Consider the following 18,272-nt stretch of genomic DNA (forward strand, 5'->3'; position numbering starts at 1 on the left):
TTCTCCCTATTCTAGCAGAAGCGAATATTTGACATAGTGCTTCTTAGTTGGTACCAAGAAACTGAAACGTAATTTTTGATTGCGCATGTCATATGAATAACGCGGAATGGTAAAAAATATTGTAAAAGGCTGCTTGCCGTGCGCTAATGCTTTATCAGGATTAATACTGTGGTGACTTTTATCATACAATTTTATTGAGGGATTGCTTATACCATAAGGATTATTTAGATACATATTTTCTCTAAAATTAGGATTGTTCTTTTTCTCGCCATAGAATGACTGACCAGTTTGGCGTATATTAAATTTGACTTTGGCTTGTACAGCGTCCTTACTTTTCTTAACTGCAGCTTCATGAACAATAAAGTTAACGTGATAGGCTTTTACCAATTCATTTTTGTGAAAAAGCTGTTCTTTAGTCACACCATACTGCTGAGGATGGGCGTTTACCTCGCGGTAGCGATAAAAGCCCACGCAGCCAGCTACAATTATTATTACCACGAAGAAACTCCATAATAATTTTTTATTTTTCATGATTAATCGTTCCTTCTTGTACATATAGCTTTTGCGTGGCGACTTTGTTCACAAATTCATGATCATGCGAAGCAATAACAAAGGTTGAACCTTTATGGTTATACCCATCAATCAATCTGATTAATTTACCAATACTTTCATGATCCAGCGCATTGGTGGGTTCATCCAGAACAATTAACGGATAGCCTCCGAGAAAAGCCTGTGCGATTCCCAATTTCTGCTTCATCCCCAGTGAAAATTTCTTAACTTTTTGTTTAGGGAACCTGGTTAAATCAAAGTATGCCAATAAATCATTAATCTGCTTTTCTTGAATATCTGGATCTAATTTCGCTAGTAGTTCTAAATTTTTATGAGCAGTAAATTCTTCTATTAAACTGGGATTTTCAATTAAAATTCCCGCTTTAATAGGATAAGGCTCTTGGACCTTCATCTTCTTACCATTAACTATGACTTCCCCACTGGTATTTATTAAGCCTAAAATCGTTTTTAAGATTAACGTTTTACCGGAACCGTTTATTCCTTCTAAAACAGTAATACTGCCTTCCGGAATATCTGCACTGACATCATGCAATAGTGGCCGTCTTTTCACTATTTTTCCTACTTCATTTAATTCAATAAAACTCATTTTTTGCTCCTTACTCTACACTAAAGAAATGGTCAATAATCCCATAAACAATCACCATAATTAAAGTTGCCAGCAATAATAATAAAAAGCCAGGGAAATTAAATCTTATAATTATCAAGCAATTCAAAGGATTTAATTGCCATTTTAAAAGAGATGTCATTATCAAAAGTGAAGCTGGAATAATCAGACCCAAGGCCGAATTAAACTTTCCAATTGTACCTTGCAAAAGAAGCGTCAGATATATTCCTAAAAAATTGTTGATGAAAAGTAGTGGGATTGCCTGCCAGTCAGCTAAATGAAAAAAAGACAAAGAGGGTAATTTAAATAAAGCTGTAACAAGCAACATAACTAAAAGTGTAACAAATGCATAGACAAAAGCTATTACTCCCATTAATAACATAGTGACAACAGTAAAATTTTTCGGTGGAATTTGTAATCCTCTTAGGTGCATAACGGTAGTTTGCCAAAGCAGTTTAAAGCTATTTAGCATAATAAGCAGCGGTATTAAGAAATAGACCAGCCACAAAATAAAATTAAAAGATGCGCCTTGACTGGTATCGGCAAAGAAGAGATTAAATATAGAAGTATGTGAACTGCCGATAAGCTGCGTACTGAGAAAAATAATTGAAAAGCAGATCAAACTTAGCCAGCAAATAAAACGGAAGCGGATTATTTGCCATAAATATAGTAATTGATTCCAAAACAGACGTTTCATAAAGACCTTCTTTTTATGAGTGCAAGGATAGCTGCAGCAATAAAGATGAATTAATTTGACTATTATAAATAGCCAGTTTTGTTTCTTATTTTTTCATTATCGTTTAATTCTATACGTTCATAGTACCATTTTAGTATTATTAAAAATAGTAGAATTAGACTTTTAATAATCCGGTTCACTATAACGGTCAGTAATTAAATAGACAATTAGCATTAATAGCGTTGTAGCTAATAACAACAGAAAATTGTTATTATTGACCCGCAACAACATTAAACTATTGAGCGGATTATATTTCCAAGTGGTGTAAACAGTCATTATAAGCCAACTAAAAGGAATAATTATGCCCAGTGGAGCATTGAAGCGACCGATAGTGGTTTGAATTATCAACAACAGAAATATTCCTAAAAAGTTGATAATAAACAATACTAATAAAGCTGGTAATCCGTGAAATTGTAATAGCTTAAAATTTCTTAGCCAGGAATAATCAGTCACTAAACCCATAATTCCTTCTGTTAGTGCCACATAAATGAGGGTGATCAATCCCATTAACCCAATGTTAACTACAGCGAAACTTAATGGTGAGTATCTCAGCCCTCGCAATTGCATTCCTCTTACTTGCCACAATTGTTTAATACCGCTTAAGACTATCAATAGCGGCACTACAAAATAAACAAACCAAAAAACAGGCAAAATAACTTGGCCTGATTTAACAGCGTTAAAATCAACACCCATGAAAAAAATAGGAACTATAGCAGAATTCGGCATTAATTTCAACATCAGTATTACAAAGTTTATTAAGCCTAACCAAAAAAGAAAGCGCGATTTTATTAGTTGCCACAAAAATAAAAATTGGTCCCAAAATAAATTTACAAGAGATGCTTTTAAGTCTACTGCTTTATAGTGCAACTTTTTTCTCCTTACTCGTTTACACACGCACTTCTTAAAAATGAAATAGCTTACACCAATACTACCACTTGTATAGGATTTAAAAAATACGATCAGTAGAATTAAAATATTAAATTCCTTTAATTAAAGCAAAAATGCTCTAGGCGTTAATCAACTGATTAACTTTCTAGGGCATTTTAATAAAAAAGGTTAGCTATTATGTTGAACAAACTGATCTCTAATTTCCAAGTGCAGATAGTGTGAAATAGAAATTAAAGTTACTCTTGGTATATCAAATAGAATTTTCTCAATGTTTGATCGTTTTTTATTAATCGTAAAGATTTTTGTTAACTAAAATGGCTTTAGTGTTAACTACAAGACGTCGACCTACAGCAATACATTACTTTTATCCACCAGAAATGTTACTTCCGGTATACTCTAAATTAGTATCCAAACCATTACTATAAGCAGCGACGAATTTTTTCAAGGCACTGCACTCAGCTTTTTTATATTATTTATAAACTCTTCTAATAAGGTGGTATTGTTGATATGGATAATTATAAAAAAGATTAGAACTCTATTTTATCAGTTTCCGTTCAGCTCTAATTTAGCCAACAATCAATTAACCTTACATTGCCTTTAATTAATTCTGATTCAATTACACTGTCAGGTATTACCTTATCGTTCTTTACAATTGGCTTAAGCTCATCATTATCACTCAAACTTATAATAAATTGATATCCGCTACACAAATCATCTCTATTAGTGTATTTTTGGCAAATTTTTTTATAGATCGTAAAATAACTATTAAAATAAAAGTTTCCTTGCTTTCTAACTAAATAATATTGATTATCCCTTTTTATTTTATAAAAATGGTAATTTTCCTTTAATTTATTTAAATATTTTTTACCTCGTTTACATATTGAGCTTTTAGAAGTATCATTAAAAAGTTTATTTACTTTTAAATTATTACATTCTCTGCAAACTAAGGCCCAATTCAGGTAATAATTGTTGCCTCCTTCTTTAATTGGCACAATATGATCTATTTGTGTAATACTATTCTTCTTATCAGAAAACTTTTCCAATTCTTTATTGCAATATACACATTTGTGATTAAAAAGTTCGTATATATGATTTTTATCACATATGTCAATTTTTCTTGCCTTTCCCCTTATTCCAGTTTTCTGATCTTGCTTTATTTTAAACCCAAACCTACCATGGTATTGAGCTGCTGTAATGAACTGACTGCCATTAATTTTTGTTATAGTATGATAAATTTTAATTAATTCATCATCATTTTTTTTCATATTCTTCAAGAATTGGTCTTCTTCTATGACGAATAGCGTACTTAAACATGTAAAATTAGTGTTTCTATCAGCTAGGTTTCTAAAAAAATTTTTTATATTTTTCTTATGCTCTATTTCGGATTGCGTTAGTAAATTAATATAATAAATCAAATCGCCTTTATAAGTTGAATATATAAAAATGCTATTTCTACCTATATAAGCAATTGCATCATATTCTGTTAAATCAATACTATTAACTTCTTTTCTTTTATCATCAGTTAGACTTGATTTAGAACGATGATTTAAATTTTTTAGAATACTAAAATCTTTTTGAAAACAGTTCATAATATTTCCTTTGCTAATGAAGAGACCGAATAAAGCATAAGATTTATATAGCAACTATTAAAATAATAGCATACAAATTATATAAAATCATTTTTAATTTAAAGATTATTTTGACAAAAATTTTGTTTAGATAATTTAGCTACAAAAAAGCCCCAAATTGTCCTAAACTTGGGAGCACATAAATTAGGGATATTTTTATGACTAAATCATTAAATTAACAGTTAAAAACCGGCCTACTTTATCCCAGTACTTTAACTAATCAGGCTCAGCTTCTTATCTTCCAACTTGTAAGAACGCGTAAACTTACTTTGCAAGTCCTCTGGAATATGGTGATCAATTTCAACCACGGTTAAGTTGGAAGACAAAATCAATTCATGAATTTCATGTGCAGTTTGGGGATCAAGAGATGCGGTACCCTCATCAATCAGTAAAAAGTTGCGATTGTATAAAAAGGCACAAGCAATTTCTATTCGTTTCTTTTCTCCACCCGACAAGTTAGTTCCGTCTTCTTTAATGACGGTATCAAGACCAATCTTTTGCATTAATGGTGTTAAACCCGCTTTTTGAATAGCACGTTCAATCTCTTGCTCAGAAAAGTTGCGTCCCAAAGTCAAGTTAAAGCGCAGAGTGTCGTGAAAAATATTGGAATCCTGGTTGACTTCTCCAAAGTAGTCAGGCTGTGGAGTAATAGCTTTGCCATCTGGTTCAACGAGTTCAACGGTTCCTTTATTTGGATGGATTATATTGGCCATTAATTTGAGCAGTGTACTCTTACCCTGCCCGCTACGACCAGTTAGCAGAATTTTATCGCCGCGATTAACTGTCAAGTTGGCATTTTGAATAATAGTCTTATTTTGATAGCCAAAACTCACATCATTGAGCTGCAAGTCTTTGAAGTCTATTGTGGTCATTTCGTCACTGAGAGCAGACTGTGGTAATTCCTTGATATTAGCCAGTTTTGTTAACAAGGGTTTGGCCGAGTTAATCGTTGTCATTGACTGGTTGATTGCCAAGATAGAATTCACGATCCAAGAACTGGAATACTGAACCATGATAAAGGAAGAAAGGGGCAAGCGCTTGTCTAAAACAAATAAAATACCAATTCCAATAGGCAGAAATGATAAGGAATAAGCCAAAATACCTGCCAGTAAATTGCTCATGGCAATCGTATTTTCTCGTTTCTGTTTGGCTGCAGCGGTTTCGGTAATTGCCTTCTTACCTTTCAGTAAAAAGAAAGGCATTGCATTATAATGTAAAATCAAGTCAATGTGCTTTAGGTAATCCGACATAAATCCTGTATACTTACCAACACTAGCACTCCAGGCTCTAGAGCTCTCCATAACTCGTTTAGCCATAATTTCCGGAGCAATTGCCGAAATAACTGAAAAAAGCATGAAAACAAAAGTTAGGATGAAGTTTGCATTTATTGCCATGGCTAAACAAAGTAGCAGGTTAACAACACAAGTAATTAAGTTAAATACTTCTTTAACGTAATTATTTTCTACCAACTCTAAATCGTTAGTGACAAATGACAGCTTATCAGACACTGATCCCTTCTGTTTAACGAAATCGGAAGATAGCAGATCACTACGCACGTTCTTGTTGAAGAGGTAGATATTCCGATTTAGTGTTCGCTCGTAAAAGTAGCGAGCAACGGTTAATAAGAAAATAACCATAACAATCAAACAGACTTCAAGAACTACTCGTCTTTTATCACCGGCTTCAACCATGGCAAAGATTTGCGAGTAAGACCACGTATTAAAAGGAGTATCAAGACCTACGATCAGGGTTAACAAAAAACATAGGATTATGCTTTTGTTATCAAAATATTTTTTCATAATTGGTTTTACCTTTCATTAATATTTAACATAATAGTCGGATTAATGTCTAACTATTATGGAACACTTCAATTTCGAAGGTCATATCCCTTTTTACTTATCTTTTTCTCTTACTTTACTATGCTTTATTGATAGCTCAAGATTGCTTTGATAAATCAATTATTTGATCAAACATTTCTTGCTCTTTTTCTGATATGTGGTGTGCTACTTCGATCACAGTTCCTTTAAACTCACTTAGAATAGTTTGGTGTATTTGCAAAGATAAATTCTGATCAAGAGATGAAGTTGCTTCATCAGCCAATAATATTGGTCTTTTTGATACTAATGCTCGTGCAATTTCAACTCGTTGATTTTGACCACCAGATAAATTACTGCCACCCTTCCCAAGCTGGTAGTCCAAGTCCTTTTCGTTTACGAGATCAGTTAAGCCGGCTTGCTCAACAGCATAATTTAAGTCTTCTTCAGATACATGCCGACCTAAAGTAATATTGTATTTTAATGTATCATCTAGAATAAAAGGCTTTTGCTGAATAAAAGAGAAGTACTCGTGTAATTTTCCCCAATTACCATTTACTTCAGAATGATTAACTTCATAAGATCCAGAATCAAGTTGTTGAATACCAATTAATACATTCAGTAAAGTTGATTTCCCCCAACCTGATGGAGCTTGCAGGAGAACTTTTTCTCCGGAATCAATTTTTAGATTAACATTGGCAAAAATTTTCTGTTTACCCTGGCTAACTCCAGCATCAGTCAATTGTAATGATTGGAAAGTGTCTGGAGCAGTTGCAGTATTGCTACCCTGCGGCTTTATTAGCAAGTCGATTTTTTTGATTTTTTGCAAAATCGGTTTTGCCGTTTTAATATCGTTAACTGAGCCAAAAATACCAACTACAGGATTAATAAAATTATTAGCCAGTTGTGAAATCATCATAAAAGTGCCTAAAGTCAGCCGACCGCTAACAATGAAACTAATACCAATGGCAAAAGGAAGGAACATACTGAAAATATATGCTACTATCATAGTCATCTCATTAGACATGCCTTTAGTCCAATTGGTTTTGAAAAGAGCCGTTTCCATCAGCTTCGCCGCTTTAATCAGCCTGTTAACCATTGAAAATTGAACATCATAGATATTAGCCATTTCCGCTCCGGAATGAGTTTCATTAACGGTATTGGTATAGTTGCTATTATATTTTTCCCACTTTTCAGAATTTTTTTCGATCTTAGGACCAAAAACAGATTGGATAACGGCAGGAGTAAATGAAGCTATTAAAAATACCAATGCAATAATCCAAGAACTAACAAATGCAGAGATTACAGCCGCCAGAAATTGAATTAAATCAGAAATAATTGAAAGCTCTGCCTCAATACTATTAGTTTCAATTTGCTTGAGGTCATTAGTCATAAATGAACTGTCAATTTCGTCATGACCAGCATAGCTATTCACTAAATAATTAGCAGACGCACTTTTCAGGGCAAGATTAATTTCTTCGATAATTTTATAATATAAATACTGATATATGATGCCAATTATTCCAAATATCAATAGACCGCAAACAGCAAAAGTAGTCAGCTTGATCAAACTGCCTTGGGGCTTTTGAGCAAAATCAATAAATTTTTGAAAAATGAAAGCGACAAAAACAACTTGAAGTGATTTTAAAAGAGCAAAAAAGGCATACAGGACGAGTCTCCACGGGTTTGAATATTTTATAATCATTGTTTTTCCTTTCAATATTTTTTAAATAGCATTTTGTTAGTCTAGTTCTTAACTTATAGTATGTATACTCATTTTTAAATTCAATATTGCTCTTAAGCTTGTCCAATAAGCCATGTGAAGAAATTTTTAGCTTAATTATTAAAACTCAGGCTTTTAAATTAATAAAAAATAAATATTAGATAACCAAAATAATAAGGTTTTAATCTTTAAAAGTCAATAAGATAATTTTATTTTCTTTTAATATTTATACTGAACAATTTCCCGTTAGCACTAATTTTTTCCTTAATCCTATTTTGTAACTGTAAAAAAAACGATTATAAATGGCAACATGCAATCCCTGACTCAGTCAACTTGTGCAAAATTAATTCAGTCATGATATAATTTAATTGTAAAGAAAAGAGGTCTTGCGTTAACAAGACCTCTTTGAAAACAAGCAGCCGCTCTAAAGGCGGTTAGCTGAGTAGGAATATAGAAGACTATCCCCAACTGGCTAAAGTATTATTGGGACGGTCTTTTTTATTTCTTGTGATTATTGATATAATCCAACAGCACAATAATAAACATGGCGAATGCCAACATTATTTGTAATGCCTGGTAAACGCTCACTCCTCTTTCTAGCTATGCTAGTCGCAATCATTACTCAGTTCACCGTGCTAAATTAATTCAGTCATGATATAATGTAATTGTAAAGAAAAGAAGCCTTGCGTTAACAAGACCTCTTTGATAACAAGCAGCCGCTCTAAAGGCGGTTAGCTGTCTAGGTAATAGAAGACTATCCCTAACTAGCTAAAGTATGATTGGGACGGTCTTTTTTATTTCTTGTGATTATTGATATAATCCAACAACACAATAATAAACGTGGCGAATGCCAACATTATTTGTAATGCCTGGTAAACGCTCATTGACTGCTTCTCTTTCTAGCTATGCTAGTCGCAATCATTACTCAGTTCACCGTGCTAAATTAATTCAGTCATGATATAATGTAATTGTGAAGAAAAGAGGCCTTGCGCTAACAAGACCTCTTTGAAAACAAGCAGCCGCTCTAAAGGCGGTTAGCTATGTGAGAAATAGAAGACTATCCCTAACTAGCTAAAGTATGATTGGGACGGTCTTTTTTATTTCTTGTGATTATTGATATAATCCAACAACACAATAATAAACGCGGCGAATGCCAACATTATTTGTAATGCCTGGTAAACGCTCATTAACTGCTTCTCTTTCTAAAAGATTTCGTGCCATAGGCACCATCTCCTTTCCGGATCAACAGCCAACCGCCCTCAAAACAATTTGCTTGAATTCTAAATTAATTATAACAAATACTGTTTGCATATTGAATAACTATAAAGCATTATTGCCAAATCAATGGCTTATTTTGATTATTTCCACTATATAGTATTTTGTTTTCCTCTTTAAAAACTAAAATACATTTTTGACAATGGTAAAAGACGGTTTTACTACCAGTGTACTAAGCCAATCCAAGTTTAAAATGAGCGCATTTTTAAGGTATGTAAATAAATCTTTTTAATCAATATTGGGAGCGCTAAAATAGCTTTATCACGTAAAAAATATAGGAAAGGAATTTTTATGATTAGAAAATGCCAAGTAGCTGACAGTCCAGCTATTCAAAAAATCAATCAAATTGAACTAGGTTATGATTATCCTGTCGAAAAAACGGCCGCTAACATTAAAAGGCTGCTAAATGATCCTGAACACCACTATCTCTGGGTCTTTGAAGATGATAATACCCAAAAAGTTGAAGGTTATTTGCATGCAGAAGTTTTTGAAGAAACCTACTTTGACCCCATGTTCAACGTTTTAGCTTTAGCCGTAGATTCTTCTGCCCAAAAGAAAGGCATTGGCAGTCAACTTATGCACACTTTGGAAAAACAAGCTAAAAATTTAGGCATGAAAGAAATTAGGTTAAATTCAGGAGAATCACGTTTAGGTGCTCATAAATTTTACGAAAAACTGGGCTATACCAGTAATAAAATGCAGAAAAGATTTGGTAAAACCATAAAATAATTTATTTAAACTGTAATTGATTTTCGTTGTTTATAAATGTTTACTAATAATAATTTAGCTAGTACATTATATATAAATTTAAAGCAATTAACTATACTTCATAATACATCTAAAGTGCTACTATGCATATGAGGTGATCAATAATGCTAAGTCCAGAAAAAAGCAAAATTTCGATTTCAGTTAAAGTTAATTCAGAAGATAAAAACCGAGTTACAAAAATATTTAACGGCCTAGGCCTTAATCTTTCGACTGCCATTAATATATTTATAAAGAAAAGTATTGCTGAAGGTGGTTTACCGTTTGAAGTTAGGGATCCATTTTATAGTGAGGAAAATCAAGCTGAACTAAATCAGCGTTTCAAAAAGATTAACAATAATCAGGATATCCATTCACATCATCTTTTAAATAGTGAGCAGAAGAAAGAATGACAGTAGAATTTTTAGATAAAGCTTGGAATGAATATGTTAATTGGCAAGCCGGAAAAATTAAAATATCAAATTGGTTGGTCAAGAAGAATAAATAATGTAGATAGATTAGTTTACACAGTTAAAAATGAGCGATTAATTATTATAGCTTGCAAAACTCACTATAATTAAAGCTAAAAATCCTCTTAGTTAGATTTCAATTTAACTAAGAGGATTTTTATATGTTTATATGTATAAATCTTTACATTCACAAAACTAGCAATTTCTTTAAATATACTATTCATCTAAAAGTCTGATAAATCTATTGGTGCGGACACCTTTCCTTTTTTTAAATTAGCAACAGATTCATCCATTGCTTTTAATCCCTTATCAGAAATATCTTTTGATTTGACTAATTCTCTATGTTCCAATATTAAGCAACCTTTATTATATTCTTTTACATATCATAATCATATTTTGATCTAAGCAGTGTAACTAGTTTTTGCTAGCCGTCTGAGCAAAGTGATTGTTAACAACTTGCATAATAAATTTCTCCCTTTTCTATGGGATCCACTGCGAAAAGCCTATCATATTAAAATTAATAAAAGAAGAAATAACACAATAAAAACCCGCCTTATTTATACGATCAAAGACGGGTTTTATATTACAAAATTTTTATTAATTATATTAGTATTTGGGTAATTTCCAAAACTAGTGGAACAACAATTACGAATAAGACCGTTGAGGTGGTCACAACGTTGGTGGCATATTGCACATCCCCGTGCGATTCACCCACTAAGATTGGCAAAACTGCCAAAGCAGGAGTAGCAGATTGCACAACTAATGTTTGTTTAGCTAAACCAGTCAAAGCTGGTAACCAATTAGCACCAACAACAATTAAAATAATCATTAAAGCTGGTACTAAGATAAAGCGGCCAAGTAATGCCCAGATAGTATCGCGGTCGAGGTGGATTGACTTCAAACCAGCATCTGCCAATATAATACCAATATAAATCAGTGACATCGGCGTGACGATGCCGCCGACCATGCTCAATACAGCAGTAATCCAGCCAGGAATTGGGACTTCAACCAGTAAGCAAATCAAGGCTATTAAAAATCCCACTAGTGGCGCTGGCAACAACTTTTTCCAGTTAAATTTTTGCTGCTTATTCTTTTGTGCGGTCGGATCATCACTAGAAATGAAGAAGACACCAATTGCCCAAGTAGAAACAGTATTTAAAACATAATAAATTAAAAAGTATGGCATACTTTTTTGCCCAAATAAGGCGATATTTAATGGTAGGCCAATAAAAATGGTATTGGCGTTCGTAATGGCATTAATAAAAGTACCACGACGACCCTTGCGAATTCGCAAAACCTTGCATAATAACCAGGCAAACAAATAACTTAGGGCAAAGCAGATAATGGCATAGATTAAGCCACCTGTTAAACCGAACAATTTTTGTCGATTCAAATATTTTAAAACAGAAACAAAAATTGAAGCAGGCAGAGCAATATTCATAATCAAATAAGAAATATTGCCTTTAAACTGGTCACCCAGTTTGCCACTCGTGCGCAGCCAATAACCTAAGGCAATTACAAGTAACAGCTCAACTACACTGGTTAACGAAGTAATAAAGGCTTGCATTTATTCTCACTCCTGCTCATCTGCGTACTCTGGCGTCCAGCGAAGTGCTGCTACAGCTTTTTCACCATCTTGAAAATCGTTCTGGTTAAGATGATCAGCAATTGCCTTATTAGCCACAGCTTTCGCTACAGTTTGAGAAAAGACATTCAATTTTTCGACTGGTGGCAAAACCGCTGCACCTGGTTTACTAGAATCAACAATGCCGCCAAGTGAATGGGCTGCTACACTAATCATTTCATCGCTTAAAATTTTGGCATTAACAGCTAAAGCACCAAGACCAAGTCCGGGGTAAACCAAAGCATTGTTGGCTTGACCTATTTCATACTTGACGCCATTATATTCAACTGGATCAGCAGGAATACCAGTTGCTACCAAGGCTTTGCCCTTAGTCCAATGAATTAAATCTTCTGCTTTTGCCTCCGCCAATTGAGTTGGATTTGATAATGGGAAAATAATTGGCCGGTCGGTATGGGCAGCCATTTCCGTCACAATATCCTGAGTGAAAGCACCTGAACGGGTTGAAGTTCCTACTAAAATGTCAGGGTGAACTGCCTGCACGACACTCTTTAAATCTTTAAGCTGGTCAGCATTACTGAACTCAGAACGTTTTCTTGCAAAAGGCTTTTGCGCTGGTGTTAAATCAGGTGTATCTTCAAAAAGCAATCCTTGTTTATCCACTAAGTAAAAGTGCTTGCGTGCTTCATCAGGCTGTAAACCTGCTTGCAACATCTCAGCGTAGACTTGTTCCACGATTCCAGTACCAGCAGTTCCAGCACCAAAGCAGACATACTTTTGCTCGGTTAACTTTTGTCCGCTAATCTTTAAGGCTCCCAAAATACCAGCCAAAACAATGACTCCAGTACCCTGAATATCATCATTAAAGGTTAGAATATGATCACGATAATGTTTTAAAATATTATCAGCATTATCCCGGCCAAAATCTTCAAAATGTAAATATAGTCCCGGAAACAGCTTTTCTACAGTTTGCACAAAGCGATCAACAAATTGGTAATAAGGATCTCCATTCACCCGACGCTGATGGTTGCCTAAGTAAAGCGAATCATTAAGTAATTTATCATTATTAGTACCAACATCAAGAACTACGGGTAATACACATGCTGGATCGACACCAGCTGCAGCAGTATAAACCATCAACTTGCCAACAGAAATGTCGACGCCTTGAGTGCCCCAGTCACCAATTCCTAAAATTTCTTCACCGTCAGTAACCACTATTAGTTTTATATCACGGCCATCAGCCGCATTTTTTAATGTTTCTGCCATTTTATCCGGTTCATTAATTGACAGAAATGCGGCATATTGCGGATTCACAAACAAATGACTGTAATTTTCAATAGTTTCAGCTATTGTCGGGTCATACACAATAGGCATAAATTCAGTGACATGTTCACTAAAAATTTTAAAGAACAGCACGCGGTTAGTATTAAAAATCGTCATTAGAAAAATTCGTTTTTCTAGATTCGTTGATTTTTCCTGGTATTGTAAATAAACATCGCGAGCTTGTTCTTCAAGAGTCTGCACCTTTGGCGGTAACATCCCTACTAAATGATATTGTTCTCGCTGCTCTTCTGTATAAGCAGTCCCTTTATTCAAAAATGGGTCATTCAACCTATCTTGTCCTGTTTTAGCCATTTTCTCACTCTCCGTCTATTTAATTATTAATAGCACGTACTATATTCTTAGACTATATCCGGGGTGAAAAAAGTGCAATTAATTTAACTTATAGTAAAAGCGTATAGTGTATAATAAATAGCTAAATATAGTTAATAATAACAAGCAAAAAGCCAATTCAACTTGATGAATTGGCTTTTTATAATTTAATCAATTAGTCATATTATGCTTTGTAACGTGATTCACCATTTAAGTAAGTTTCGCTTAAAGTCATATCTGGGTTTAATACTAAGAAATCAGCGTCCTTATCAGGAGCAATTGAACCACATTTATCTAAAACATGAGCGCTCTTAGCCGGTACGTAAGAGGCCATCATGATTGCTTCTTCCGGCGTAGCAACATTCCAATCAACAACGTTTTTAACTGCAGTCTTCAATTGTAAAATGCTACCAGCTAAATTATTGCCACCCTTTAAGCGCGCCATGCCTTCCTTAACATAAACCGGCAACTCACCTAACATGTAGTCACCATCAGGCATCATGCCAGCTTCCATACAGTCTGTGATCAAGCAAATATGTTCGGCACCTTTAAGCTGAACTAATGCCCGTACCATTTCTTTTTGAACATGGTGACCGTCACAGATCAACTCATCTGTCACATTATGCAGCACCATTGCCGCGTTAGAAATTGATGTATCGTGGTGTGACGGATCAGGCATCCCGTTAAAGGTATGAGTAAACATAGTGGCACCAGCTTCAACACCGGCTTTAGCTTCTGCAAAGGTAGCGCTTGAGTGTCCTAAAGCTACAACTACGCCCTCTTTAACAGCTGCACGAATGAATTCTTTAGCACCTTTTCTTTCAGGAGCAAGAGAAATTTTATTTAAAAGTCCTTTTGATTCTTCGCGCCATTGATTAAACTGGTTAATATCAGGGTCAAGCAAGTATTTCGGATTTTCCGCACCAGCATGTTCCGCAGTAAAGTATGGGCCCTCAAAGTGAAGTCCCTGAATTTTAGCACCAGTTTCTTCACCCTTATGGGCGCCAAACATCTGACAAATTTTGCTTAATGTATCAGCACCGGCAGTGTAAGTCGTTGGCAACCAGCTGGTAACACCTGAACGCAAGAAGCCTTCTGACAAGTGGTTAATTCCCGCCCAGTCACTTTTCATTACGTCTTCTTTTAGTGACCCGTGAACGTGAGTGTCAACAAGTCCCGGTGCTATCCACTTACCTTTATAATCGACAATTTTACCTTCTGGCTTTTGGTCTTCGGTATAATAAAAGCCGAATTTACCATTATCTTGTACTTCTAAGTAACCACCTTGTTCAGTTACATTTTCAAGAAAGAATTTATCTGCATGAATATAATAAGTCATAATATTTTGGCCTTTCTTTTATAAAATAAACCTCTTACTTATAGCTTCATTTTAGCCTAATCAACTGGTCTTTACCAGTTCAATTTCAAATAGTACGGAAAGTTTTAATTTTTTAGTTATAATAGTGGTATAGGTAACTAATTAGGAAGCAAAAATCATGATTCAAAATACGCAAACAAATAAACACTCATTGGGAGCACTTACTGGTGCCAGCAAGTGTGACCATTATTATGAATTACACTTTGCCACTGGCGAAATTGCGCACTTTTACGTCTTAGCTGACGGTATTTTTCGCCTTTTAATTGATCCAGAGCAAAATTTTAGTGAAAATCGAAACGCAAACATTCAGCTGGCGCAATTTGATAATACTGCTTTTACCAATTCTCAGGTCAGAGCTACCAATGATTCCTTAATCATTCATACCGGCAACTATCAAATTATCTTCGGTCAAAATCCGGCTGTGCTCAGTATTTTTGATGAATCGCTGCATCATAATAGGATGCGTCAGTCGCAACCACTTGAATTTAGTGAAAACGAAACGCGAGAATTTTTAGCAGAAAACCAAAACGAATTTTTCTACGGTGGTGGACTGCAAAACGGTTATTTTAGTCATAAAGGCCATAAAATCGCAATTAAGCATGATCAAATAACGGGAAAAGGCGGCGTGATTATGCCTGTCCCCTTTTTCTGGTCGAATGCCGGTTATGGTGAATTAAGAAATACCACTGCAGCGGGAAGCTATGATTTTGGTAAAACCCAGCGGGGAGTTACCATCCTCGCTCATCAAGATGCTGTTTTTGACACTTTTTACTTCCTTGGCGCTACACCCAAGGAAATTTTACAGCGTTATTTCACTTTAACGGGCAAGCCGATGTTACTGCCTAAATATGCTTTTGGTCTCGGCCATATCGGCAATTTCTGCACGACCTTATGGCAGCCAAGCCATGCCCAGGAACGTAATGCCAGCAAAATTGGCAACAATTATTATACCCGTACCAAAGATGAAAATTCCGCTTCGGGTAAGGCCTCACTTAATGGGGAAGAGAACTACCAGTTTTCCGCAAGAGCGCTAATTGATCGCTATCACGCCATGCATTTTCCAATAAGCTGGTTTGTCCCTAATTATGGTGAGCAACCCGAAAATGAGCAGGCTCTTAGTTTCTTTAATGAATACGCGCAAACTCAGGGTGTTCATCCCGGATTTTGGCATCAGGGTGAAGTTGATCTACCTGAAAAAACTGACTTTACTTATACTGCAGCTGGCGAAGCAGCTCAAGATACGGCAAAACTCCAAAGTGAATCACAAAAAGAGCGGCCATTAGTGCTAGCTGATAGTGGCAGTACCGGCATGCAAAAAAACGCCGCACTAATTTTTGGTGGTGTTGGTGGTAACTGGGACAATATTACTAATCAAGTTGCGGGATTACTGGGAGCAAATCTTTCCGGTCAGCCTTTAGTTGGGGCAGCAGTTGATGGTCTGCAAGGCGGCGGCAATGCGCAAATCAATGTCCGTGACTTTGAATGGAAAAGTTTTACCGCTTTACTATTTAACTTTGATGATCAAGGTAATTTCAGTAAAAACCCGTTTGCTTATAATAAGAAAATAACTGAAATTAATCTGGCTTATCTTAAATTGCGTCAGCATTTAGCCAGTTACATTTATACGTTAAATGAACGGGCAAAAAGCGGCGAGCTGATTATGCGGCCACTGTTCAGCGAATTTCCTGATGAGCGTGCTAATTATACAGCCCAGTTTGGCAATGAGTTTATGTTGGGACCCGACCTTTTAGTTGCTCCTATTACGAATGGTCGCGAAGACAAAAACGGTGATTCTCGTAAAGATAATTTATATTTGCCAGGCAAAAAAACGCTGTGGATCGACCTTTTTACCGGTAAAAAATATGCAGGCGGCAAGGTCTACAATAACTTAACTTTCCCACTATGGCATCTGCCGGTTTTTGTTCGGGGTGGCAGTATTTTTGACTGGAATAAACGTGATTTTCTACTTTATCCCCAAGAGCAGAGTGAAGCCATTAGCTATGACGATGATGGGACAATTGCTGCAAGTAACAGCTATACTACTAAAATCTGCAGTAAAGTTGAGCAGGAAAAGCTGGTGGTCACTATTGCACCGACTGAGGGTAACTTGACAAAGAAATTCGTTGAACAACCTACCAGTCTGACAATTATGTGCGATTCTTACCCTGATGCTGTAACTATTAAAATTAATGATCAAGTTGTCCCCGTAGAAGAATACGGCTCGCTGGCTGCTTTCAATCATGCTCATGAAGGTATTTTTTATAATACTAATTACGGCCTCGATGAGTTTAAAAAATACCATAAGAACACGCAGACTGCACTGCAAATAAAATTAGCCGCTAGAGATATTACCGCCACTGAAATAAAAATCACAGTCCGTAACTTCAACTATGGCAAAAACGTGTTAGTACACGAAATTACCAGTGGCGTCTTACCGTCACCAAAACTACCGGCAGTAGATTCAAGTAAGATCTCGGCTCATTCATTTGAACTTGCCTGGCCTCATGAGAGTGCCGTCCAGATTGAAATTAATAATCTTCTTTATGTTGGCATTACCGGCAAAAGTTTTACTTTTCATGAGTTAGCGCCTAATACCCGCTATATTATTAGGATGCGTTATGCCATTAGAAATAAAGTTTCTGAATGGTCTGATCTTTTCGGTGTCATTACGAAACACGCTGCCAAAGACTATGCGATTGAAAACATTGAGGTAACCAGCAACTGTGATAGTAAAGAAAACCATCCCCTGTCCTATTTGACTGACCTGAAATTGGCGAGCGAATGGCAAACTAGCCAAACTGTTTCACCTGAACAACCGCTGGAATTAACTTTTAGCTTTGAAAAGGTTGAAAAGCTAAGTAGAATGGTTTTTGTGCCCCGGAATATTGATCATAATGGTGATCCTCTTATTGTTTCAATTGCTGTTTCAACAGATGGTGAAAACTACACTACTTACGCAGACCACTTACAGTGGAAGGCTGATACTAAAAACAAGGTAGTAGGCTTGCGGGATGTGCGCGCTAAAAAAGTGCATCTGACGATTTATCAATCATCCGGTCCAATTGTTGCAGCAAGAGAAATTATCTTTTTCAGGGCAAAAAGATAACTAAATATAAGAAAAACACGAAATTAATATGTACTGAGCTCCTAAAAGTCGTCCTAAATTTGGGGCTCACATCATCATTTAGGAATAGAGCAATATTTGCT

The 18,272-nt window shown here is 35.4% G+C and carries 15 protein-coding genes; 4 read left to right on the forward strand and 11 right to left on the reverse strand.

Annotated elements, in window-relative coordinates:
• Window positions 1-6: 6 nt before the first annotated feature.
• The 7 genes from LDX54_RS08650 to LDX54_RS08680 form a co-directional block, all read right to left on the reverse strand.
• Window positions 7-531 (reverse strand): hypothetical protein, encoded by a 525-nt coding sequence (locus LDX54_RS08650; protein WP_265667412.1) that lies wholly within the window; start codon window positions 529-531, stop codon window positions 7-9.
• On the reverse strand, window positions 521-1,156 hold the full coding sequence (locus tag LDX54_RS08655) for an ATP-binding cassette domain-containing protein (RefSeq protein ID WP_265667411.1): 636 nt from the start codon (window positions 1,154-1,156) through the stop codon (window positions 521-523). The genes LDX54_RS08650 and LDX54_RS08655 overlap by 11 nt, the downstream gene beginning before the upstream one ends.
• A 10-nt stretch (window positions 1,157-1,166) precedes the next feature.
• Window positions 1,167-1,871, reverse strand: coding sequence for a rhodopsin (locus tag LDX54_RS08660; protein ID WP_265667410.1), 705 nt, complete (start codon window positions 1,869-1,871; stop codon window positions 1,167-1,169).
• Window positions 1,872-2,033: 162 nt separating this feature from the next.
• The gene (locus tag LDX54_RS08665; RefSeq protein WP_265667409.1) at window positions 2,034-2,636 is read right to left on the reverse strand and encodes a rhodopsin; all 603 of its coding nucleotides are present in this window, start codon (window positions 2,634-2,636) and stop codon (window positions 2,034-2,036) included.
• Between the two features lie 722 nt (window positions 2,637-3,358).
• A complete protein-coding gene (locus tag LDX54_RS08670) occupies window positions 3,359-4,387 on the reverse strand; it encodes an HNH endonuclease signature motif containing protein (protein ID WP_265667408.1) in 1,029 nt (342 codons plus the stop codon).
• Between the two features lie 251 nt (window positions 4,388-4,638).
• A complete protein-coding gene (locus LDX54_RS08675; protein ID WP_265667407.1) occupies window positions 4,639-6,225 on the reverse strand; it encodes an ABC transporter ATP-binding protein in 1,587 nt (528 codons plus the stop codon).
• A gap of 136 nt (window positions 6,226-6,361) precedes the next feature.
• Window positions 6,362-7,945 carry an ABC transporter ATP-binding protein gene (locus LDX54_RS08680; protein WP_265667406.1) on the reverse strand — a complete coding sequence of 528 codons (1,584 nt, stop codon included), beginning with the start codon at window positions 7,943-7,945 and terminating at the stop codon, window positions 6,362-6,364.
• A gap of 1,584 nt (window positions 7,946-9,529) precedes the next feature.
• Here LDX54_RS08680 and LDX54_RS08685 point away from each other — a divergent pair.
• The 3 genes from LDX54_RS08685 to LDX54_RS08695 all read left to right on the forward strand — a co-directional run bounded on the left by LDX54_RS08685 (window position 9,530) and on the right by LDX54_RS08695 (window position 10,563).
• Complete coding sequence (locus tag LDX54_RS08685) at window positions 9,530-9,967, forward strand: GNAT family N-acetyltransferase (RefSeq protein WP_265667405.1); 438 nt, start codon at window positions 9,530-9,532, stop codon at window positions 9,965-9,967.
• A 143-nt stretch (window positions 9,968-10,110) separates the two neighbouring features.
• Window positions 10,111-10,395, forward strand: coding sequence for a type II toxin-antitoxin system RelB/DinJ family antitoxin (locus LDX54_RS08690; protein ID WP_198202650.1), 285 nt, complete (start codon window positions 10,111-10,113; stop codon window positions 10,393-10,395).
• An 87-nt stretch (window positions 10,396-10,482) separates the two neighbouring features.
• Window positions 10,483-10,563, forward strand: a complete 81-nt coding sequence (locus tag LDX54_RS08695) for a type II toxin-antitoxin system YoeB family toxin (protein ID WP_233557734.1) — start codon at window positions 10,483-10,485, stop codon at window positions 10,561-10,563.
• Window positions 10,564-10,676: 113 nt separating this feature from the next.
• On the opposite strand, the gene LDX54_RS08700 is transcribed toward LDX54_RS08695, so the two are convergent.
• The 4 genes from LDX54_RS08700 to nagA form a co-directional block, all read right to left on the reverse strand.
• Window positions 10,677-10,802, reverse strand: a complete 126-nt coding sequence (locus LDX54_RS08700) for a hypothetical protein (protein WP_255524987.1) — start codon at window positions 10,800-10,802, stop codon at window positions 10,677-10,679.
• 251 nt (window positions 10,803-11,053) lie between these two features.
• Complete coding sequence (locus tag LDX54_RS08705; protein WP_198202982.1) at window positions 11,054-12,019, reverse strand: AEC family transporter; 966 nt, start codon at window positions 12,017-12,019, stop codon at window positions 11,054-11,056.
• A 6-nt stretch (window positions 12,020-12,025) separates the two neighbouring features.
• Window positions 12,026-13,669, reverse strand: coding sequence for a malolactic enzyme (locus LDX54_RS08710; protein WP_122026571.1), 1,644 nt, complete (start codon window positions 13,667-13,669; stop codon window positions 12,026-12,028).
• A gap of 202 nt (window positions 13,670-13,871) precedes the next feature.
• Window positions 13,872-15,026: an N-acetylglucosamine-6-phosphate deacetylase gene (nagA, locus tag LDX54_RS08715; protein ID WP_265667403.1), complete on the reverse strand. Its 1,155-nt coding sequence runs from the start codon at window positions 15,024-15,026 to the stop codon at window positions 13,872-13,874.
• A gap of 157 nt (window positions 15,027-15,183) precedes the next feature.
• Here nagA and LDX54_RS08720 point away from each other — a divergent pair, with 157 nt between their 5' ends.
• Entirely contained in the window at window positions 15,184-18,171 is a 2,988-nt protein-coding gene (locus LDX54_RS08720) for a TIM-barrel domain-containing protein (protein WP_265667402.1), read from the forward strand.
• The last annotated feature ends 101 nt before the right edge of the window (window positions 18,172-18,272 follow it).

The sequence above is a fragment of the Lactobacillus sp. IBH004 genome, assembly GCF_026185255.2.
Taxonomy (GTDB): Bacteria; Bacillota; Bacilli; order Lactobacillales; family Lactobacillaceae; genus Lactobacillus; species Lactobacillus melliventris.